This window comes from Micromonospora sp. CNZ286 (assembly GCF_014207755.1).
Map to the genome: position 1 here is coordinate 3,318,756 of NZ_JACHIZ010000001.1, position 21,341 is coordinate 3,340,096.

Annotated in this window: 12 protein-coding genes; 7 read left to right on the plus strand and 5 right to left on the minus strand. The window is 71.8% G+C overall.

Annotated elements, in window-relative coordinates; translation table 11 throughout:
• Positions 1-13: 13 nt before the first annotated feature.
• Positions 14-1,654: an MDR family MFS transporter gene (locus tag FHX31_RS15075; protein WP_123111499.1), complete on the minus strand. Its 1,641-nt coding sequence runs from the start codon at positions 1,652-1,654 to the stop codon at positions 14-16.
• Between the two features lie 121 nt (positions 1,655-1,775).
• On the opposite strand from FHX31_RS15075, the gene FHX31_RS15080 reads away from it, so the two are divergent.
• From FHX31_RS15080 to FHX31_RS15100, 5 genes are all read left to right on the plus strand, one after another.
• Complete coding sequence (locus FHX31_RS15080) at positions 1,776-2,366, plus strand: TetR/AcrR family transcriptional regulator (protein WP_013286162.1); 591 nt, start codon at positions 1,776-1,778, stop codon at positions 2,364-2,366.
• 80 nt (positions 2,367-2,446) lie between these two features.
• Positions 2,447-3,778, plus strand: a complete 1,332-nt coding sequence (locus tag FHX31_RS15085; RefSeq protein WP_114920316.1) for a low temperature requirement protein A — start codon at positions 2,447-2,449, stop codon at positions 3,776-3,778.
• A 21-nt stretch (positions 3,779-3,799) separates the two neighbouring features.
• Positions 3,800-4,864 carry an SRPBCC domain-containing protein gene (locus tag FHX31_RS15090; protein WP_123111500.1) on the plus strand — a complete coding sequence of 355 codons (1,065 nt, stop codon included), beginning with the start codon at positions 3,800-3,802 and terminating at the stop codon, positions 4,862-4,864.
• 288 nt (positions 4,865-5,152) lie between these two features.
• Entirely contained in the window at positions 5,153-6,577 is a 1,425-nt protein-coding gene (locus FHX31_RS15095) for a non-reducing end alpha-L-arabinofuranosidase family hydrolase (RefSeq protein ID WP_091328151.1), read from the plus strand.
• A 28-nt stretch (positions 6,578-6,605) separates the two neighbouring features.
• Positions 6,606-8,330, plus strand: a complete 1,725-nt coding sequence (locus tag FHX31_RS15100) for a cellulose binding domain-containing protein (RefSeq protein WP_091328154.1) — start codon at positions 6,606-6,608, stop codon at positions 8,328-8,330.
• Positions 8,331-8,389: 59 nt separating this feature from the next.
• On the opposite strand, the gene FHX31_RS15105 is transcribed toward FHX31_RS15100, so the two are convergent.
• Positions 8,390-9,955, minus strand: coding sequence for a pectate lyase family protein (locus FHX31_RS15105; protein WP_013476922.1), 1,566 nt, complete (start codon positions 9,953-9,955; stop codon positions 8,390-8,392).
• Between the two features lie 333 nt (positions 9,956-10,288).
• On the opposite strand from FHX31_RS15105, the gene FHX31_RS15110 reads away from it, so the two are divergent.
• Complete coding sequence (locus FHX31_RS15110) at positions 10,289-11,500, plus strand: hypothetical protein (RefSeq protein WP_184976579.1); 1,212 nt, start codon at positions 10,289-10,291, stop codon at positions 11,498-11,500.
• Here the strand turns inward: FHX31_RS15110 and FHX31_RS15115 are convergent.
• On the minus strand, positions 11,438-12,433 hold the full coding sequence (locus FHX31_RS15115) for a DMT family transporter (RefSeq protein ID WP_184976581.1): 996 nt from the start codon (positions 12,431-12,433) through the stop codon (positions 11,438-11,440). The genes FHX31_RS15110 and FHX31_RS15115 overlap by 63 nt on opposite strands.
• A gap of 40 nt (positions 12,434-12,473) precedes the next feature.
• Between FHX31_RS15115 and FHX31_RS15120 the strand changes: the two genes are divergently transcribed.
• Positions 12,474-13,865, plus strand: a complete 1,392-nt coding sequence (locus FHX31_RS15120) for an aminotransferase-like domain-containing protein (protein ID WP_184976583.1) — start codon at positions 12,474-12,476, stop codon at positions 13,863-13,865.
• Between the two features lie 169 nt (positions 13,866-14,034).
• Here the strand turns inward: FHX31_RS15120 and FHX31_RS15125 are convergent, their stop codons facing one another.
• Together FHX31_RS15125 and FHX31_RS15130 are read right to left on the minus strand one after the other, a co-directional pair.
• Positions 14,035-18,321 (minus strand): galactose-binding domain-containing protein, encoded by a 4,287-nt coding sequence (locus FHX31_RS15125; protein ID WP_184976585.1) that lies wholly within the window; start codon positions 18,319-18,321, stop codon positions 14,035-14,037.
• A 99-nt stretch (positions 18,322-18,420) separates the two neighbouring features.
• A complete protein-coding gene (locus FHX31_RS15130) occupies positions 18,421-21,291 on the minus strand; it encodes a discoidin domain-containing protein (protein ID WP_184976587.1) in 2,871 nt (956 codons plus the stop codon).
• Positions 21,292-21,341 lie beyond the last annotated feature (50 nt).

Below are 21,341 nucleotides of genomic sequence, written 5' to 3' on the forward strand. Positions count from 1 at the left end.
TGGGGGTACGGGCTCAGCGGCGGGCGCGTTCCTCCCGGCCGGCCGAGTCCACGCTCACCTCGTCGAAGGCGGGCGCGCCGTCGACGGCGTCCGCTCCCACCGCCACCGAACGGCCGGTGTCCGGCAGGTCGAGGCTGGAACGCAGGGTGACCGGGCGCAGCAGCAGCGCCGCAACGATACCGACCACCGCGATGGCGGCCGAGATCAGGAAGATGTGCCCCGTTGCGTCCCCGTACGCGGCCCGCACGATCTGCCGGACCGGCTCGGGCAGCGCGTCGAGGTTGAGCGTGCTGCCACCGCCCCCGCCGGAGGTGGGGATGCCGGCCGCGGCGAGGTCGTGTGTGATCCGGTCGCTGACCCGGCGGGCGAGCACCGCGCCGAGCACGGACACGCCGATGGTGCCGCCGAGCGAGCGGAAGAACGCGACGCTGGCGCTGGCCGCGCCGATGTCCTTGAGCGCGACGGTGTTCTGCACGGCGAGCACCAGGTTCTGCATGGTCATGCCGACGCCGACGCCGACGATGAACATCGCGAGGCCGACGAAGACCAGCGAGGTCTCGTGGTCGATGGTGCCGAGCATGGCGAACCCGATGACCAGCACGACGGACCCGAACACGATGTACGGCTTGATCTTCCCGGTGGCGGTGATCATCCGGCCGGCCACGATCGAGGAGATCAGCACACCGGCCATCATCGGGATGGTGAGCAGGCCGGCCTCGGTCGGGCTGTAGCCGCGGCCGATCTGGAAGTACTGGCCGAGGAAGACCGCGCCGCCGAACATGGCCATGCCGACCGCGAGGCTGCCGAGGATCGCCAGGGCGGTGGTGCGCTCGCGGACGATGTGCAGCGGCACCACCGGCTCGGCAGCCCGCGCCTCCACCCAGACGGCGAGCGCGAGCAGCAGCACCGAGCCGCCGACCATGGCGCCGGTCTGCCAGGAGACCCAGGCGAAGGAGTCGTCGACGAACGAGATCCAGATCAGCAGCACGCTGACGCCGGCGGCGATGAGCGTCGCGCCCAGGTAGTCGATCTTGACGTTGTCCCGGCGCACGGTGGGCAGGTTCAGGGTGATCTGCAGCAGGAACAGCGCGGCGGCCGCGACCGGTACGCCGACGAAGAAGCACCAGCGCCAGCCGAGCCAGGAGGTGTCCACGATCAGGCCGCCCAGCAGCGGGCCGCCGACGGTGGCCAGCGCCATGACGCCGCCCAGGTAGCCGTTGTAGCGGCCCCGCTCACGCGGCGGGATCATGGCCGCGATGGCGACCTGCACGAGCGCCTGGAGGCCGCCGACGCCGATGCCCTGGAACGCGCGGGCGGCGATGAGCTGCCCGGCGCTCTGCGCGAAGCCGGCCGCGACCGACCCGACCAGGAACACCACGATGGCGATCTGGATCAGCAGCTTCTTGTTGAACAGGTCGGCCAGCTTGCCCCAGATCGGGGTGGTCGCGGTGGCGGTGAGCAGGGTGGCGGTGACCACCCAGGTGTACTGCGTCTGCGAGCCGTTGAGCGCGCCGATGATCTTCGGCAGGGCGGTCGAGACCACGGTGCTGCTCAGCATGGCCACGAAGAGCACCAGCAGCAGACCGCTGAGCGCCTCCAGCGTCTTCCGCTTGCTCATGGGGGCGGCCGCAGCCGTCGTGGTGGGTGCGCTCATGCGCGCGTCCTCCAGATGTGTCGATTTCGGGTGGCCGCTTCGTTGCCTCAAGCAATCAACACTAAACCTTGCCCGGCAGGCAAGTTTGCCCATTGAGAAATGGGTCACCTACGCTTGGCCCATGGAGGAGTGCACCGGGCTGCGGGAGCGGAAGAAGGCGGCCACCCGCCTGGCGCTGCACGAGGCGGCGCTGTCCCTCGCCGTCGAGCACGGCCCCGACCGGATCACCGTCGAGGCGATCGCCGACGCCGCGAACGTCTCCCGGCGGACGTTCTCCAACTACTTCGGCGGCAAGGAGGAGGCCCTCTTCCACGGCGACACGCTGCGGTTGCGACGGCTCCTCAGGCTCGTCGCGGACCAACCGGCGGAGCTGTCGCCGTGGGCCGCGCTGACCCGGGCCGCCCTGGTCCAGGCCGAGGACGGCTACGACGACCCGGCCGAGCCCTGGCTCAACCGGCGCCGCCGGCTGCACGGCCACCCGAGCCTGGCCGCTCACCAGGTCGGCGCGTACGCGGCCCTGGAGCGGGAGATGGCCGCAGAGCTGGCCCGCCGGCTGACCGGACCGGACGCGGCGCTGCGGGCCCGGATCGTCGCCGCGACGTTCCTCGCGTCCCTGCGGATCGCCGCCCACGAGTGGCTGGAGCACCCAGGGCGGTCGTTGCGCGACGTGCTGCGCGACGTGCTCGCCCTGGCCGCCCCGGCGGCGGGCTGAGCGCGCGGCTTCCCCGTCGGACCGGTGGAATGGCCGGCGAAAGCGGCACCCGGCCTGACCTGGGCTGACACACTCGCCCGGTGGGTGGCGACCGGTGGCGCAAAGGGCTCGGGCCCGCGACCGGCGTCGCCCCCGCCACCCGGGTCGACCGGTTCGAGATCTTCTTCGACCTCGTCTTCGTGGTGTCCTTCTTCATCATCACGCGCGCCACCGCCGCGAACGTGACCCCGGGGCAACTGCTGCACGCGCTGCTGGTGCTCGCCGTGCTCTGGTGGTGCTGGGTGGTGCACAGCGCGGTCGCCGCCCGGCTGCGCCTCGGCGAGGGCTTCGTGCCGATCCTCATGGTGGTCGGCATGATCGCGCTGTTCACGTTCGCGCTCGCGCTGCCGCAGACCTTCGGCGACCTGGACAAGGGCAGCGCCGGCCCGATCCTGGTCACGATCAGCTACGTGGTGATCCGGTTCGTGCACACCGCCCTGTACTGGTACGCCACGCGCGACGACCCGCCGGCCCGGCGCAAGCTGCGGCTGTTCCTTCCGGAGGCGGTGATCTCGGCCGGCCTGCTGCTGGTGGCGGCGCTGCTGCCGCCGCGTGTGTCCCCGGAGGTCGGCCCGTGGCTGCGCGACGGGCTGTGGATCGCGGTGGTGGCCATCCAGTACAGCAGTGGCCTGCTGGCCGGCACCGACGGCTGGAAGATCACCTCGGCCGAGCACTGGACCGAGCGGTACGACCTCATCCTGATCATCGCGCTCGGCGAGTCGGTCATCTCGGTCGGCGTCGGCGGCAACCTGCTCGGCCAGCCCGTGACCTGGCCGGCGATCCCGGCGGCGATCTTCGGCATCCTGTTCACCGCGGCGCTCTGGTGGGCGCACTTCGACATGATCGGCCCGGCCGCCCGGATCGCGCTGCACGCCGCCCACGGCCCCGCGCGGGTGGCGCTGGCCCGCGATGCGTACGCCTATCTCTACCTGCCCATGATCGCCGGGGTGATCCTGTTCGCGATCGGCGCCGAGGAACTGGTCCGCATCGTCACCGACCCGGCGGGCGGCCCGATGGAGCGCGGCCACGGGCCGGCCGTGCCGCTGCTCTTCGGTGGCGTGCTCCTCTACCTCGCCGCCAACATGGCGTTCCAGTGGCGCGCGCTGCGGACGCTGTCCTGGCCCCGGGTCGGCACCGTGGTGCTGCTCGCCGTGGCGCTACCGGTCGGCCGGCACCTGCCGGCGCTCGGGGCGCTGGGTCTGCTCACCGCCATCTGCGTGGCACTGGTGGCGGTCGAGCTGGTGATCTTCGCCGATTCCCGGGTCGCGTTGCGCCGGCTGATACACGAGGAGAAGGCCAGCGCCGAGGAGAGCGAGGCCGCCTGGCGGGCTCGCTGGCGCGACGACGGCGACAGTGCCCCGCACCGACCTTGACACAGGCCCTAGAGTCTCCGCGTGATCGAGATCGTCACCGAGGTCGACCTGTTCCACCCGCCCGCCCGGACCTGGCGGGCGCTCACGGAACGCGCGCTGCTGGCCAAGTGGTTCGCCGACAGCGCGCCCGGGTCCGATCGGTGGATCCTCGCCACCGCCGCGCTGCCCGGCTACGACGGCGACACCGAGGTGGAGACCGTCGAGCTGCGCGCGCCGGACCGGCTGGTGGTCCGCTGCCGGGAGACCGGCCGGGCCACCCGGCTCGCCTGCGACCTGACCCCCACCGCGCACGGCACCCGGCTGTCCGTGCGGGAGGTGCTCGAAGAGGGCGACTGGGACGCCGACGCCCGCGCCGAGCAGCACGAGCAGGCGGTCACCGGACGGCTGCCCGCGATCCTCGACTGGCTGGCGTTCCAGAACGTCGACCTACGTCGCGCCGAGGGCGGCCTGACCGCCGAACTGCCTGTGGTCCGGCTGCTCGGCGACGACAAGCGCCGCCCCGGGCGGCGCCGGGTGCTGCTGGCAGCCGGCACGGTGACGCTGATCGCCGCCGCGGCCGGGGCCACGGTGTGGGCCACCGCCGACGAGCCGCCCGCGCCGGCCGCGCCGACGCCCACGACCTCGCTGGTGATGCCGTCCAGCGCCACGCCGTCGGCCCGGCCCACGACCGCGCGGCCCACGCCCAGTGCCAGCCGCCGCAGCGCGTCGCCCTCGCCGACGCCGTCACCCACCCCCAGCCGTACGCCGAGCGCGACGCCCTCGACGGTGGCGGCGGCACCGCTGACCGCCACCTACGAGACGGTCACCGACCGGGTCTTCGGCTACCGGGGCGAGGTGGTGCTGCGCAATCCCGGCCCGTCCCCGCGTCCGGGCTGGACGGTCACCGTGACGTTGCACGACGGCGCCACTGTGGGCAGCGTGAGCGGGGCCGAGGCCACCCAGGACGGCACCGTGGTCACGTTCACCGGTGGGGCGTTGCCGGGCGGCGAGTCAGCCACCATCCGGTTCGACGTCCGCGACCCGGACCCCCAGCACGACTCCCCCGCGGCGTGCACCGCCGACAACACCCCCTGCACCCCCGCCTGACCCCCTCCCTCTCCCCCTCCCCCCACCCTTGAAGCGCGTCGATCATGAGGTTAGACCGCGGATTTGCCCGCATTGAGGGCGGTCAACTTCATGATCGACCCAGGCCGACCCGGATGGACAGTGCGCAGGCGTGGGGTGGAGGGGCGCGGGGGCTGATTCGGTGGGTGCGGAAATGAGTTGTTGAGTGCGTGGGAGCGCTCCCGTAACATCCCTGACGCGGCTGTTAACGCTCACAACACAATCGCCACCGCCAATGCCAGAGCCGCTGCCCCCGCAGGAGGTCAATTCATGTCCAGATCCAGGTCAGTCAATGCCATATGGGCATCGGCCGGCGCCGCGCTGCTGGCGTCGGCGTCGGTCGCCGTAGCGCTGCCCGCCGGAGCCGCCGCCGCGGGCTGCTCGGTCAACTACGCGATCTCGTCGCAGTGGCAGGGCGGCTTCGGCGCCAACGTCACCATCACGAACCTGGGCGACCCGGTGTCGAGCTGGACGCTGACGTGGTCGTTCGGCGCCGGGCAGACGGTGACCCAGTCGTGGAACACCGAGCTGACCCAGAGCGGAGCCGCTGTGACCGCCCGCAACGTCAGCTACAACGGGTCGATCCCGACCAACGGCAACACGTCGTTCGGCTTCAACGGCTCCTGGGGCAGCAGCAACCCGGTGCCGACCAGCTTCGCGCTCAACGGGGTGACCTGCACCGGCGGCACCACGCCGACGAGCGGCCCGACCGGCTCGCCCACCACGGCCCCACCGACCACGGCACCGCCGACCACTGCACCGCCCACGACCCCGCCGCCGGGCGGGACGTGCAACCTGCCGTCGTCGTACCGGTGGTCCTCGACCGGTGCGTTGGCGCAGCCGCGCTCGGGCTGGGTGTCGCTGAAGGACTTCACTGTGGTGCCCTACAACGGCCGGCACCTGGTCTACGCCACCACCCATGACACCGGAACGCGGTGGGGGTCGATGAACTTCGGGTTGTTCACCAACTGGTCCGAGATGGCCTCCGCGTCGCAGAACGCGATGTCGTCGGGGACTGTGGCACCGACCCTGTTCTACTTCGCGCCGCGCAACATCTGGGTGCTGGCCTACCAGTGGGGACCGACCGCGTTCTCCTACCGCACCTCGAACGACCCGACGAACCCAAACGGGTGGTCGTCGGCGCAGCCGCTGTTCACCGGCAGCATCTCCGGTTCCGGCACCGGCCCGATCGACCAGACCCTGATCGCCGACGACCAGAACATGTACCTGTTCTTCGCCGGTGACAACGGCAAGATCTACCGCTCCAGCATGCCCCTGGGCAACTTCCCCGGCAGCTTCGGCTCCACCTACACCACCATCATGTCGGACTCGACGAACAACCTGTTCGAAGCCGTACAGGTCTACAAGCTCCAGGGCCAGACCCGCTACCTGATGATCGTCGAGGCGATCGGCTCCCAGGGCCGCTACTTCCGCTCCTTCACCGCCACCAGCCTCAACGGATCCTGGACGCCGCAGGCCGCCACCGAGTCCAACCCGTTCGCCGGCAAGGCCAACAGCGGCGCCACCTGGACCAACGACATCAGCCACGGCGAACTCATCCGCACCACCGCCGACCAGACCTTCACCGTCGACCCCTGCAACCTCCAACTGCTCTACCAAGGCCGCTCCCCCAACTCCGGCGGCGACTACGGCCTCCTGCCCTACCGACCCGGACTACTCACCCTCCAGCGCTGAGCCGGCCGATCGAGAAGAGAGAGGTCCGATGAGAAGGCACCAGACGACCCGTACCGCGGTGTTCTCGGCCGGGGCCGTCCTGCTGGCGTCGACAGCGGTGGCCGCGGCGCTGCCGGCCGGGGCGGCAGCCGCCGGCTGCGCGGTCACCTACGCCGTGTCGTCGCAGTGGCAGGGCGGCTTCGGCGCGAACGTCACGGTCACCAACCTCGGTGACCCGGTCAACGGCTGGACGCTCACCTGGTCCTACGCCGCCGGCCAGACAGTCACCCAGGCGTGGAACGCCACAGTGACCCAGAGCGGAGCGGCGGTCAGCGCCCGCAACGTCGACTACAACGGGTCCATCCCCACCAACGGCAACACGTCGTTCGGCTTCAACGGGGCCTGGACCAGCAGCAACCCCGCTCCGACCAGCTTCGCGCTCAACGGGGTGACCTGCACCGGTGGCACGACGACGCCGACCACGTCGCCGTCCACCTCCCCGACGAGTTCGCCGACCACCTCACCGAGCAGCCCGCCGCCGACCGGGGCGGCGGACATCACCGTCAACACCGCCAGCCGCTACCAGACCATCGACGGGTTCGGCGCCGCGGTGTCGATCTGGGGCGGCGCCTGGTCGACGGCCGAGACGCAGACACTCGTCGGACTCGGCCCCAACCAGCTCGGCCTGTCCATCGTGCGTACCGGCGTCTCGCCGGTGTCCGGCGAGTGGGGCACCCAGGTCAGCGCGCTGCGGACGGCGAAGTCGTACGGGTCGAACGTGAAGATCATGGCGTCGCCGTGGACCGCCCCGGCGGCCTGGAAGACGAACAACAGCCGGATCAACGGCGGCAAGCTGCGCACCGACTACTACGACGACTACGCCAACCACCTCAACAGCTACGTCCAGTACATGCGCAACCAGGGCGTGACGATCGACGTCACGTCCGTGCAGAACGAGCCGGACTGGCACCCGGACTACGACTCGATGGACTGGAGCGGCACCGAGCTGCAGACCTTCGTGCGGGAGCAGGGCGCCAAGGTGCAGAACACCAAGCTGATGGTCGCCGAGGCGGTGAACCTGAACTACGGGTACACCGACCCGACGCTCAACGACGCGGCGGCCCGCAACAACATCGGCTACATCGGCGGGCACCTGTACGGCACCGAGGCGTCCGGCCGGCTGAAGCCGTACACGCTGGCGCAGCAGTACAACAAGCCGGTGTGGATGACCGAGTGGAACCTGCACGAGGCCGACGGCGGCGGCTCCAACATCTGGGGCAACCCGGCCAACGCCGCGGCCTGGAACGAGACGCTCGACGACATCATGCGCACCGTGCACAAGTCGATGGAGTCGAACTGGAGCGCGTACGTCTGGTGGTACGGCAAGCGCTACTACTCGTTCATCGGTGACGGCGAGTCCGCGTACGGCACCGTGGCGGGCGCGCCGCTCAAGCGCGGGTACGCGTTCTCGCAGTACGCGAAGTACGTGCGGCCCGGCTACCAGCGGGTCGCCCTGACCAAGAGCTCCAAGGCGTCGCCGCTGGAGGTGACCGCCTACTCCGGCGACGGGAAGGTCACGCTGGTCATCCTCAACCGGTCCACGAGCGCGGTGAACAACGCGATCATCCAGGCGCCGCAGAACGTGAGCCGGGCGGAGTACGTGGCAACGTCGCAGAACGCCAGCGCGGCGAGCCAGCCGGTGGGCGTGAACGGCAACCAGGTGACGGTGAACGTCGGCGCGCGGAGCATCTCCACCGTCGTGCTCACCCTCTGACCGGCGACACGCACGAGGGCGGGGGCGGCCGGATCGGCCGCCCCCGCTCGTCGCGCCTGCTAACTGGCGTACGTCTCGAACTCGCCGACTCTCGGCGTACCGCCGGAGCTGTTGATCTTGAAGTTGATCTTCTTCAGCGAGGTCGCGCCGAAGGTGATCTGGCCGGCCCCGCTGCCGGAGGCGAGCACCGCGCCGGTGTCGTTGTTGACGAGCTGCCACGACCCGATCGAACCAGAGGTGCCGGACGGCTCGCGGATGACCACGCGGGACACAGTGGTGGCCGAGCCCCACTTGATCGAGACGGTGCCGGTCGACCCGGACGGCGACCAGTACGTGCTCAGGTTGCCGTCGCGCACGTTGCCGTAGCTGGTGCCGCCGGCCTTGCTGGACCCGTCCGCGCCGGCGCCGGAGACCAGGCTCAGGTTGGTCCCGCCGGACGGCGGCGGGGTGGTCGTCCCGGGCGGCGGCGTGGTGGGGGCGGGCGTGGTCGGCCCCGGCGTGGTGGGGGGCGGGGACTGCGGCGTGCAGTTGCCGTCGGACACCCGCAGGCCGGTGTTCGCGCCCGCCGTCTGCCGCACGATGTCCGGCACGCAGCTCGCCGCGTCGAGCCGGTACGAGTACGGGACGCTCACTGTGGTCGTGGACGTCACGTTCGGACCCGCCGGGTAGTTGTCGCTCCCGGGCGAGGACCAGGTCACGTTGTCGAAGATGTTGCCGCTGACCTGCCAGGTTCCGCGCTCGCTGGTGTAGAACGTGCCGAGCACGTCCTTGGAGTTGCGGAAGTAGTTGTTGTCCACCTTGGCCCGCGCCCCGGCCCGGGAGTTGATGCCCGACTCGTGCAGCCCGGTGTAGTGGTTGTTGAACATGTGGGCGATGCCGCCGCGCAGCAGCGGCGTACGGGAGTCGATGTTCTCGTACAGGTTGTGCTCGAACGTGATGTAGCCGTTGCCGCGGTCGCTCTCGCTGGAGCCGATGAGGCCGCCGCGGCCGGAGTTGCGCAGGATGCTGTACGACAGCGTCACGTACTGGGTGTCGTCCTTCATGTCGAACAGGCCGTCGTAGCCCTCCGACTCCCCGCCGGACGCCTCGAGCGTGACGTGGTCGACCCACACGTTACGGACGCTGCTCTCCATGCCGATCGCGTCGCCGCCGTTGGAGGTGGGCGAGCCCGACTTCTTGACGTTCCGCACCGTCACGTTCCGGATGATGATGTTGCGGGAGTCGCGGATGTGGATGCCGAGCTGGTCGAAGACGGCGCCGCTGCCCACGCCGATGATGGTGACGTTGCTGATCTGCTTCAGCTCGATCACACCGTCCGCGGTGTTGCAGCTCGACCCGGAGACCTTGCTGGTGTTGCCGTGGTTGATGGTCCCGGTCACCTCGATGATGATCGGGGTGCTGCTGCTGGCCCGACCGCAGAGCGCGGCGTGGATGGCGGTGCCGGTGGTGGCGCGTACGGTCTGCCCGCCCGCGCCGCCGGTGGTGCCGCCGTTCTGGGTGGCATAGCCGGTGGCGCTGCCGGCCGCCGCCGACGCCTGCGGGGACGGCAGCACCACGGCGACGGCGATACCCACGACCGCCGTGGCCAGTGCCGCGTGGAGTCGCAGCGCGACTGGTCTTCTCATGTCGCCTCATTCCTTTTTCGAGCATTCGGGAATTGCCGCCGAGCGAACGGCAGTCACCGAATGGGAATAATGAGGAGCCGCGACGCGATCAGGCGCGCCGCCAGCGAATGTCGTTCATCTGCGATGCCCGGCCCGCAAATGAAACATCGATGTAACGCAATCGTATGAAAGCGCTTTCCAGGAAGGCAAGGCCTGGCGTTTGCAGGTTTTTTGCACTACTCCGGGCGGGCGGAGGCCGCGGACGCCTTCTTGACGGGACGCGCGATCGATGGTTGCCTGCACCTCACCCCGGAGATCGACGTTCGTATACTTTCCGCCCCCACGCGGAGCGCCATGCCCCATCCCCGCAGGACCTCGCCGGCCGCTGTCGCCGGCGCGCTCGCCGCCGTCCTGGCCGTCTCCTCGGCGCCCGCCGCACCCCAGGCTGAACCGACGGCCGCCGGCAACGCGTGGAGCGCCGACATCACAGTCGTCGACGCCGACGACGTCGGCGTCCGCTGGACCGGCGCCGGACTGCGCCTCGCCGACACGGCGGGCCGCCCGGCCGCGCAGCGCCGGCAGACGGCCGGGGGCATGCTCGTCACCGCGCCCCACCCGCTCGCCGCGCCGGCCAACCGGGTCCGGGCCGACGTCGACGCGACCCCCGGCACCGCCGGTGCCGTCGAGGTGGCGGCGCGCGGCTGGCGATCGGGCGCGTGGACCGAGTGGCGGTCCGTCTCCGCCGAGGCCGTCTTCGACCAGCCGGTCACGCGGGTCCAGGTCCGGGTGGCCCTCACCGCCGAACGGCCGTCCGCCGCGCCCACAGTGCGCGCGGTCCGGCTCGTCGCCGACTCGGTCGCCGCCGTCACGGCCGCGACCCCGGGCCTCACCTACCGGGTGTACGCCACGCGGGAGGGACTGGTCGGCGGCACCACCGCCAACGGGCACGTGATCGTCTCGCGGGACCACTTCGTCGCGCTGCCGTCGGCCCGCGGCCTCGCGCCGAAGAACACCGGCGACTACACCGTGCGGGTCTGCACCACCACCCGCAGCCGCTGCGAGTACGCGCCGGTCTGGGACATCGGACCGTGGAACACCAGGGACGACTACTGGAACCCCAGCGGTGTCCGGGAGATGTGGAAGGACCTGCCGCAGGGCCGGCCCGAGGCGCAGGCGGCGTACCAGAGCGGCTACAACGGCGGCCGGGACCAGTTCGGGCGCGTGGTGGCCAGCCCGGCCGGCATCGACCTCGCCGACGGCACGTTCTGGGACGGTCTGCTGCTCACCGACAACGCCTGGGTCGACGTCGCCTACCTCTGGACCGGCACCGGCACCCGGGGCCGGATCGGCAGCGGCCCGCTCAACATCCGGTCCGGCCCCAGCACGAGCAATCCCGTCGTCGGCCTGGCCGCCACCTACGCCAACGTGCCGATCGAGTGCTCGGTCACCGGCCAGTCGGTGAGCGGCCCGTACCGGACCACCAGCCAGTGGAACCGCCTCGCGTCAGGACACTTCGTCAGCCACGCGTACGTCTCCGGCGTGACCGGCACGATCGCGGCCTGCTGAGGCCGGCTCGCCCGGGGTGGGCCGTCCCGCTGAGGCCGGCTCGCCCGGGGTGGGCGCCGGTGTGGCGCCGCCCCGGGTGCGCTGGATCAGCACGACGCAGGCGAGCACCGCGCCCGCCACCACCAGCGCGCCGGGCGTGACCGCCTCACCGAGCAGCACCGCGGACCAGATCAGCGTGAGCACCGGCTGGACGAGCTGGATCTGGCCCACCTTGGCGATGCCGCCCCGGGCCAGCCCGGCGTACCAGGCGAAGAAGCCCAGGAACATCGACACCACTGTGAGGTAGCCGAACCCGGTCCAGGCGGCGACGCCGCCCTGCGGGCGATGGAGAAGCGCGGCCACCACCGTGACCGGCACGGTGACCGGGAGCGACAGCAGCAACGCCCAGCAGATCGTCCGGGCGCCGCCGAGGTCGCGGGCGAGCCGGCCGCCCTCGGCGTACCCGAGTCCGCAGAGCACCACGGCGGCGAGCAGGAACAGGTCGGCGAGCGACAGCGTCCCCCGCATCGAGCCGCTCGCGGCCAGGAACGCGAGCACCAGCACCAGGCCGGCGGCACCGGCGATCCAGAACAGCGGCGGCGGCCGTTCACCGGCGCGCAGCACCGCGAACACGGCGGTCATGGCGGGCAGCACGGTGACGACCACGGCACCGTGCGCTGACGTCTGCGTGGTGAGCGCCAGCGAGGTGAACAGCGGGAAGCCGACCACGACGCCGAGCGCGACGATCGACAGCCGTCGCCACTGGTCCCGGGTGGGGCGCGGCGCGCCGGTCAGCCGCAGGTAGGCCCACGCGAGCAGCGCCGCGCCCACGGCCCGTCCGAACGCGACGAACCAGGGGTCCAGTGTGTGCACCGCGATGCGGGTGGCCGGCAGCGACATGCTGAAGGCCAGTACGCCCAGCGCGCCGAGGGCGATGCCGGCGCCCGGTCTCACCGTTATCGTGGTCGAGGCGGTAGCGCTACTCTGTGCCGTCATGAACGATGGTAGCGCTATCGACCGTGTGGTCCGGCATCTGGGTGCGCTGGCGGCCGACGCCGCGCCCGGCACGCGGCTGCCGTCGGTGCGGGAGCTGACCGCGCACCATCACGTCTCCCCCGTGACGGTCGCCGAGGCGACCCGGCGGCTCGTCGCGGACGGGCTGGTGGAGACCCGGCCGGGCCGTGGCGCGTACGTGGCGGCCCGGCGCGCCGACCCACCGCGGGCGGACCTGTCGTGGCAGACAGTCGCGCTCGGCTCGCGGCGGGGCGGCGAGGACGAGATGCAGGCGCTGCTGGCGTTACCGCCCTCGGGCGCGATCCCGCTGACCGGAGGCTATCTGGACCCTGATCTGCAGCCGGCCGCCGCGCTCGGTGCGGCGCTCGCCCGCGCGGCCCGGCAGCCGGCCGCGTGGCAGCGCGGTCCGGTCGAGGGACGCGCCGACCTGCGCGCCTGGTTCGCCCGCGAAGCGGGCGGCGGCCTGCGGGCCGAGGACATGGTCATCTGCCCAGGTGGGCAGGCAGCGCTCTCCTCCACGCTGCGGGCGCTCACCATCCCCGGCGACACGATCCTGGTCGAGTCCCCCACCTACCTGGGCGCGCTCGCCGCCGCGCGCGCCGCCGGGCTGCGGGTGGTGCCCGTGCCCGCCGACGCCGACGGGGTACGCCCGGACCAGCTCGCCGCCGCGTTCGCCCGTACCGGCGCCCGCGTGTTCTACTGCCAGCCCTTGTACGCCAACCCGCACGGCGCGACACTGGCCGCCGCCAGGCGCGGCGAGGTGGCCGAGGCGGTGCGCGAGGCCGGGGCGTTCCTGGTCGAGGACGACTACGCCCGCGACCTCACCATCGACGGCGACGCCCCGCCTCCGCTGGCCGCGGACGACCCGGACGGGCACGTCGTCTACCTGCGCTCGCTGACCAAGTCCACAGCGCCCGGCCTGCGGATCGCCGCGATCGGCGCGCGCGGGCCGGCCGGGGCACGGCTGCGCGCCGCCCGCCTGCTCGACGACCTCTTCGTGGCCGGGCCGCTGCAACAGGCCGCGCTGGAGTTCCTCACCGCGCCGGCCTGGGACCGGCACCGCCGCAGCCTGCGCGTCCGGCTGCGGGCCCGCCGGGAGGCTCTGCTCGCCGCGCTGGACCGGCACCTGCCGTCGCTGACACCGCGCGACGTCCCGCGCGGTGGCCTGCACCTGTGGGTACGCCTGCCCGACAACACCGACGACGTAGCGGTGACCACCGCGGCCGCGGCAGCGGGGGTGACCGTCTTCCCCGGCCGCCCCTGGTACGCCGCCGAACCCCCCGCCCCCCACCTGCGCCTGACGTACGCCGCCGCCCCACCCGAGCAGATGGACGAGGCCATCCGCCGCCTCTCCACAGCCCTCCCCCACTGACCGCGGCAGCTGACGCCGCCGCTCGACCACGCCCCCGCGCGCCCCGCCCCGCCCCACGCCCGCGATCTTGCAGTTTGGTGCCCCTCATAGCAGGAGTAATCCGGCATCACGGGGGCCGAAAGTGCAAGATCGCGGGGCGGAAGGGGCGGGGCGGGGGCGGGGGCGGGGGTCAGTTGCGGGTGATGGTGAAGGTTGTTGTGGTGTTCTTGATGTCCTGGGCGTTGTCGGTCAGGCGGAGGTTGGTGAACGTCGCCGCGCCGACCGCGGGGCCCTGACCCGCCTCGGGCATCTCGTTGACCCAGATGCCGAAGCCGGACTTCGCGTCGAACGCGTCGCCGCTGCGCCGCGCCCCCGAGATCGACACGTTCGTCAGCACCGTGTCGGTGATCGGGTTCTCCGGCTGACTGCCGTTGTACTTGGTCTGGAACATGATCCCCGAGTACGTCGGATCGACGATGTCCACGTCGCTCACCCGGATGCCGCGGAACTCCTTCGACGCGGAGAACAACCACATCGCCGGGAACGTCTGCGCGCCCCAGAAGTGCCCGCCGGACCGGATCAGCGAGATGTTCTCGAACCGGGTGGGCGGGCTGGCGCCGAACCCGACGAACGGATAGCCGAAGTCCAGCGAGCTGATCGTGATGCCCGAGTACGTGAGCTGGTCGGCGATGTACAGGTTGCGGAACACGTTGTCGTAGCCGCCGTACACGGCCAGCCCTGCCGCCCGCCAGGTGAGCGTGGCGGTCAGGTTCTCGAACACGTTCCCGTGGTTGCCGCCTGACGCGCCCTGGTCGGTGGCGGAGAACAGCGCGAACGCGTCGTCGCCGTTGGAGCGGCCCTCCGAGTTGGTGACCAGGTTGTTGGTGCTGCCGTTCGTCATGTTCACCGCGTCGGCGAAGGTGTTGCGGAACCGGCTGTCCCTGATGGTCAGCCCGTCCACGCTCACCCCCCAGTACGCGCAGACGGTGTGCTCGACCCAGACGCTGTCGAGTGTCAGGTCGTCCACGTCCTTCAGTTCGCCCCACACCTTGCCGGGCCCGTCGATCCGGTTGGTGTAGTTGCCGAAGAACGCCAGGTGGGCGAAGGTCGACCCGCTCGCCGAGGACTCGACCCGGAAACCGGCGTCGGTGTTCTGCTGGTTGCGCGGCGTCTGGAACCGGGTGTACCACATGCCGGCGCCGACGACCTTCACCGCCTTGCCGTACACCTGGAACTTCTGCGCGGTCTCGTACGTGCCGGCGGGCAGGTAGACGCCGACCAGGGTGCCGGTGGTGTCCATCCGGACCGCGTCGAGCGCGTTCTGCACGTCGGCGTGGCTGAACCCGGTCGGCACCTTGTAGCGGGCCGGGTCGGGGTTGGCGCGCGGCGACACCAGTTCGGTGTCGACGAAGTCGATCGCGTACGTGGTGGTGTTCGCCGGGTCCTTCTGGAGCCGGATCCGGCTGCCGGCCGGGACCGTGGTGTCGAGCAGCACGTTCGCCTCGTCGTACAGGTGCCGGGGTGCGCCGGCGCTCGGCGAGTCGCTCGGCCCGGCCTCGGCACCGTAGAGCCAGATGTGCTTGGAGGTGAGGCTCATCGGCTTGTGCAGCACGCCGTTGACGTAGATGTTGATGGTCGAGTCGATCCCGCCGCCGCCCGGCGCGTCTGGGATGGAGAAGCGGGCGACCAGGGCGTTGGCCGCCGAGCGGGTGGTCCACTCGACGTACGCGCCAGTGGTGTTGAGCGTGACCGCGCGGCGGCCGGACGCCTCCCCGGCGAGGTCGCCGATGGTGCGGTTCGGCCCGATCACCTGCGCGCCGCCGCCGGTCGCGCCGTCCTCGGCCTCGTACGCGTCGTACGGCAGGTTGGCCCCGCGGCCGACGAACAGCGACCGGTCGCTGGTGTTGTTCTGCCGCTTGACAGGCAGCTCGTTGGCGTCGTCGGCGACCACCACCCGCACCGTGTACCGGCCGTTGACGGCGGTCCAGGTGCCGAGCGACACCGGTCCGGCGGTGGCACCGGCGGCGATCGTGCCGCTGTACGAGCCGGTGAGCGTACGGACCGCAACGCCGGACTGGTCGCGCACCGTCAGCGTGATGCCGTGCGCGCCGCTCGCCGACGCGATGGTGCCCTGGTTGCGCAGCGTCACCGCGAAGGAGACGCTCGCTCCGGCGCTCGGCGTGCCGGGTGACCAGGTGACAGCGGAGGCGACCAGGTCGGAGCTGGCGACCGGGCTCACCGTCAGCGGGGTCGGGCTGGTGTAGGAGTTGTTCGCCTCGTTCTGCTCGATCACCGCGTTCGACTCGTCGACAGTCGCGGTGAGCGGGTAGCTGCCGGCGTCGCGTACGCCGATGGCCGCCGAGACGGTGCTCGACGCGCCCGCGGCGAGCGCGCCGACGGCGGCGGTGCCGACCTTCGTCGTACCCAGGTAGAGGGTGACGGTGGTGGCGGCGGAGGCCGCGGTGCCGGCGTTGCGCACGGTGGCGGACAGCGTGATCGCGTCGGTCTCCACCGGCGCGGACGGTGACGCGGTGACGGCCGTGACGGTGAGGTCCGGGTTCGGTGCCGGAACGCCGATGACCTGGAGTTCGGCGACCTGCCCGTTGGAGGAGCCGGAGTTCGCGGTGAACTGGAGCCGGACGTCGGCGGCGGTCGCGGAGACCGGGACGGTCACCGTGTTGGCGCTGTTCGGGTTGAAGGAGTACGTCGCGGAGCCGGCCAGGCTGGTGAACCCGGACGCGGACTGTTCCCGGCCGAGCACCTGGAACGTCTGGGTGCGCGCGCCCCACGCCGGGTCCGGGTTCAGCTTCACCACGACCGCGCTGATGCTCGCGTTGGCGCCGAGCGCGACGGTGAGCGTGCTCGGGTACGCGCCGGGCGCGCCCTCCCAGTACGTGGAGACGTCGTTGTCGACGGCGTTCGCGGCGGCGAACACGTGCACCATCGACGACGCGGTGGCGGGCTTGCCGACCGCCAGGTTGGTGCCGCCGGTGCCGCTGCCGGTGCGGGTGACGGTGTTGCTGTTCGCCGACACGTTCCCGGCGGCGTCGCGGGCCCGCACGTGGTACGAGACGGTGGCGCTGTCCGGCTGGCTGTCGGTCCAGGTCAGCGTGGACCCGCTCACTGTGGTGCGCAGCGTGCCGTTGGCGTACACCTCGTAGTCGGTGACGCCCACGTTGTCCGTGGACGCGGTCCAGGTCAGCCGGATCTGCCCGCTCGCCGGCTGGGTGTAGGCCAGGTTGCCGGGCGCTGTGGGCGCGACCGTGTCACCGGTGTTGCCGGTACGGGTCACCGTGTTGCTGTTCGCCGACACGTTCCCGGCCGCGTCCCGCGCCCGCACGTAGTAGGAGACGGTGGTCCCGGCCGGCTGCGTGTCGGTGTACGTCAGCGTCGACCCGCCGACGCTGGTACGCAGCACGCCGTTGGCGTACACGTCGTAGCCGGTGACGCCGACGTTGTCGGTGGACGCGGTCCAGGTCAGCCGCACCTGGTCGGTCGCGGGCTCGGTGAACGCGAGGTTGCCCGGCGCGCTCGGCGCCTGGGTGTCGCCGCTGGCCGGGCCGTAGATCTCCAGCTCGGCGAGCTGCCCGGCGGGCCAGGCGCTGTTCGCGGTGAACAGCAGCCGCACGTACCGGGTGGACGCGATGGGCACTGTGACAGTCACGGTGTTGCCGCCGCCCGGGTCGAACGCGTACGAGGCGGACCCGACGAGCGTGCCGAACGTGGAGCCGTTCGTGCTGCCCTGCACGGTGATCGTCTGGGTGCGCGCGCCCCAGCCGGACGGCAGCCGCAGCACCAGCCGGTTGACGCCGGTGGCGGCGCCCAGGTCGGCCTGGATCCACTGCGGGAACGCGTTGTTCGGGCTCTCCCAGTAGGTGGCCGCGTTGCCGTCGTTGGCGTTGCCCGCGCCGTACACGTCGGCGTGGCCGCTCTCGGTCATGGTCCGGCCGAGCGCCAGATTGGTCGAGGAGGTGGCCGTGCCGTACACCTCCAGCTCGGCGAGCTGCGCGGCGGCCCAGCCGGTGTTCGCGGTGATCACCACCCGCAGGTAGCGGGCGTTCGTGGCGGTGAAGCCGAGCGTAACGGTGTTGGCGGCGGCCGGGCTGAACGTGCGGGCGGCGGACGCGACGGCTGTGGTGAAGCCGCTGCCGTCGGCGCTTGCCTGCACGGACAGCGTCTGGGTGCGCGCCTCCCAGGCGGCCGGGAGCTTCAGCACGACCTGGTCGACGGCGCGGCTGGTGCCGAGGTCGACCTGCGCCCACTGGGGCAGCGCGCCGCTGCTCTCCCAGTAGCTGCCCTGGCTGCCGTCGGTCAGGTTCGCCGCGACGTAGGGGCCGTTGACGCTGCTGGCGGTGGCGGTGCGTCCGGCGGCGAGGTTCGGGCCGCCGGCGGCGAGTGCCGGTGGGGCGGGGGCCGCGGTGACGACCAGGCCGACCGCGGCGAGCACCGCGACGATTCCGGTACGGAGTCTGGACATGGTGGACGGACACCTTCTTCCCGGGGGAGGTGGAGAGGCGTTCGGGGGTGGGGGTGCGGTGGCGCGACGGGGACCAGCGGTGGCCCCCGCCGCGCCGGGTCAGGAGGCGTACACCTCGAACTCGGACAGCTGGCCGGCCGGCCAGCCGGTGTTGCCGGCGAAGGTCAGCCGCACGAAGCGGCGGTCATCGGCGGGCAGCGCGATCGACACGCTGTTGCCGCCCGCCGGGTCGAACGTGTAGCCGGCCGCCGCCTTGAGGGTCGAGAACGACGAGCCGTCGGTGGAGCCGAGCACGGAGACGGTCTGGGTACGGGTCTGCCAGGCCGACGACGGGGGCAGCTTCAGCACCACCCGGGCCACCGGCCGGGCGCTGCCCAGGTCGACTGTCACCGACTGAGGGAAGGCGTTGCCGGCGCTCTCCCAGTAGGTGTTCGCGTTGCCGTCGACGGTGTTCGCGGCGCCGTACACGTCGGCGTGGCTGGTCTCCGCGACCGGCCGGCCCGCCGCCAGGTTCCCGGCCGGCGGCGCGGTGGTGGGCGGCGGCGTCGTGGCAGGCGGCGGTGTGGTGGTGCCGCCGCCGTACACCTCCAGTTCGGCGAGCTGACCCGCCGGCCAGCCGGTGTTGCCGGTGACTGTGACCCGGACGAACCGGCGGTCGCCGGACGGCAGCGCGATCGGCACGCTGTTGGCGGCGGCCGGGTCGAACACGCGGCCCGCCGACGCGGCGAGCGTGGTGTACGAGGAGCCGTCGGTGGAGCCGAGCACCGACAGCGTCTGGGTACGCCGTTCCCAGCCGGGCGGGAGCTTCAGCACGACCCGGTCGACGGTGCGCGACGCGCCGAGGTCGACGGTGAGCGACTGCGGGAACGCGTTGTTGGCGCTCTCCCAGTAGCTGGCCGGGTTGCCGTCGACGGCGTTGCCGGCGGCGTACGTCTGGGTGGTGCTGGTGGCGGTCGCCGGCCGGCCCAGCGCCAGGTTCCCGCCGGCCGGCGGCGGCGTGGTCGGCGGCGCGGTGGTCGGCGCTGCTGTCGTCGGCGCTGCCGTGGTCGGCGCCGGGCTGGTGGGCGGCGGGCTGGACGGGCCGTTGCCCCACTGCGGCTGCGGCCACGGCCCGCAGTACGGGGTGGGCGTGTACCAGCCGGAGTTGCCGGTGCCCTGGGTGATCTGGAAGCCGCTGCCGACGCAGTTGTGGATCGGGTTGGACTGGGCGATGCCGGTGGCCCGCACGTTGGTGAACCGGACCTGGCTGGGTGCCTGCACCTGGAGCGCGTACGTGCCCGCGCCGTCGATGCGCACGTTGTCGAACGAGATGCCGCTGGTCTGCCCCTCGATCCAGTGCAGCGCCGCGTACGAGCTGTCCAGGATGTCGGTGTCGGTGACGTTGATCGCGGCGCCCTGGATCGGCTCGTTGAGCGCGGAGAACCAGATCGCGCCCACGCCGAACTGCCAGTTGTAGTCGGAGTTGCCGTTACGGATCAGCGTGTTGCGGGCCACCGTGATGGTGCCGGCCACGGCGGTCGGCCCGGTGACGCCCGGATAGCGGTTCGCCACGTGGATGCCGCCGCCGTTGGTGACCGAGTCGGCTGTGACGTTGTCGGCGATGGTGATGTCCCGCCCGCCGTACGTGACCAGATGGTTGGCCAGGATCGTCACGCCGATGGTGTTGCGGGTGAAGGAGTTGCCGACGTTCGGCACGCTCTGCGCCCACATGGCCAGCGCGTCGTCACCGGTGTTGCGGACGAACGTGTTCGTCACCGTGGAGTTGGTGACGCCCCAGTGGAAGTTCACCCCGTCGGCGGTCTGGTCGAGGATCCGGCTGTTGCGGATGGTGAAGTTGTCCATCGGCCCGTCCATCCAGGCGCCGACCTTGGTGTGCTGCAACCACAGGTTGTCCACCACGGAGTTCGTCATCGCGCCGCCGATGGCGTTGACCTGGTCCTCGTCGACGCGTTCCCGGATGTCGCCGATGACGGCGAAGTCCCGCAGCGTGACGTTGCGGCTGGGCCCGCCGGCCTCGTGCGGGCGGATCTCGCCGGAGTAGCCGCCGCCCGGCACGTACTTGCCGTAGATGCCGGCGGCGCGTTTGCGGTCGGTGGGGTGCCGGCCGCCGAGCACCGAGTACCAGGGGCCGGCGCCACGCAGCGTCACGCCGTCGACCACCACGTGGTCCCAGAGCGTGAACGTGCCGGCCGGGATCCACACCGCCCGGCCCTGTGCCTTGCCGGCGTCCACGGCGGCCTGGAACTTCGCCGTCGAGTCGGTGGCGCCGGTCGGGTCGGCGCCGAAGTCGGTCACCACGTCCAGCACGCCGGACGGCTTGGTGATCTGCGCGCCGACCAGCTCGAAGTCGGCCAGGTCGATGGTGAACGTGGGTGACTGGGCGGTCGAGGAGACCTGGAGGCGGATCTTCGTGCCGGCCGGGTACGTGGTGCCGAACATGGTCCGGGTCTCGTCGTAGAAGTGGTGCGGGTTGGTGTCGCCCGGGTTGTTGTTGAACGGGTAGCCGCCGTAGTACCAGCCGTACCGGGAGGTGACCGGCACCGCCTTGACCAGCGCGCCGTTGGCGCGCAGGTCGATGGTGGCGTCGCGGCCGGTGCCGGCGGCGTTGTCCGGCAGGCTGTACCGGAACGTGACCGCGTTGGCCGGGGCGGTGAGCGTGAACTCGACGTACTCGCCGACGGCGTCGAGCGTGACCGCCTCCCGGCCGGACGCCTCGGACGGCAGCGTGCCGTAGCGCCGGTCGGGGCCGATCTTCGTGCCGGTGTGGGCGGCCTGTTCGGCCTCCTGCTCCCGGAACGGCACCGTGGCGCCGCGTCCGGTGATGTCGAACGGGGACAGTCCGGCGGCACGCGCCGGGGTGGCGGTCGTGGTGAGCGCCACGACGACGAGTGTCGAGGCGGCGAGCGCGGCGGCGGCGAGGGCGGCCACGCCGGTGCTGCGGTGGCGGTGCGCGGTGCGGTGCTCGGCCATGCGGGGTGTGCTCCCTTTCGTCGGTGGCCAGATCCCCCGTGCGGCGTTGC

What these genes read in the sequence shown, in the direction of transcription:
- FHX31_RS15100 (WP_091328154.1), top strand. Translation starts at nt 6,606, where the DNA reads ATGAGAAGGCACCAGACGACCCGTACCGCGGTGTTCTCGGCCGGGGCC.
- FHX31_RS15105 (WP_013476922.1), bottom strand. Translation starts at nt 9,955, where the DNA reads ATGAGAAGACCAGTCGCGCTGCGACTCCACGCGGCACTGGCCACGGCG.
- FHX31_RS15120 (WP_184976583.1), top strand. Translation starts at nt 12,474, where the DNA reads ATGAACGATGGTAGCGCTATCGACCGTGTGGTCCGGCATCTGGGTGCG.
- FHX31_RS15110 (WP_184976579.1), top strand. Translation starts at nt 10,289, where the DNA reads ATGCCCCATCCCCGCAGGACCTCGCCGGCCGCTGTCGCCGGCGCGCTC.
- FHX31_RS15130 (WP_184976587.1), bottom strand. Translation starts at nt 21,291, where the DNA reads ATGGCCGAGCACCGCACCGCGCACCGCCACCGCAGCACCGGCGTGGCC.
- FHX31_RS15080 (WP_013286162.1), top strand. Translation starts at nt 1,776, where the DNA reads ATGGAGGAGTGCACCGGGCTGCGGGAGCGGAAGAAGGCGGCCACCCGC.
- FHX31_RS15125 (WP_184976585.1), bottom strand. Translation starts at nt 18,321, where the DNA reads ATGTCCAGACTCCGTACCGGAATCGTCGCGGTGCTCGCCGCGGTCGGC.
- FHX31_RS15095 (WP_091328151.1), top strand. Translation starts at nt 5,153, where the DNA reads ATGTCCAGATCCAGGTCAGTCAATGCCATATGGGCATCGGCCGGCGCC.
- FHX31_RS15075 (WP_123111499.1), bottom strand. Translation starts at nt 1,654, where the DNA reads ATGAGCGCACCCACCACGACGGCTGCGGCCGCCCCCATGAGCAAGCGG.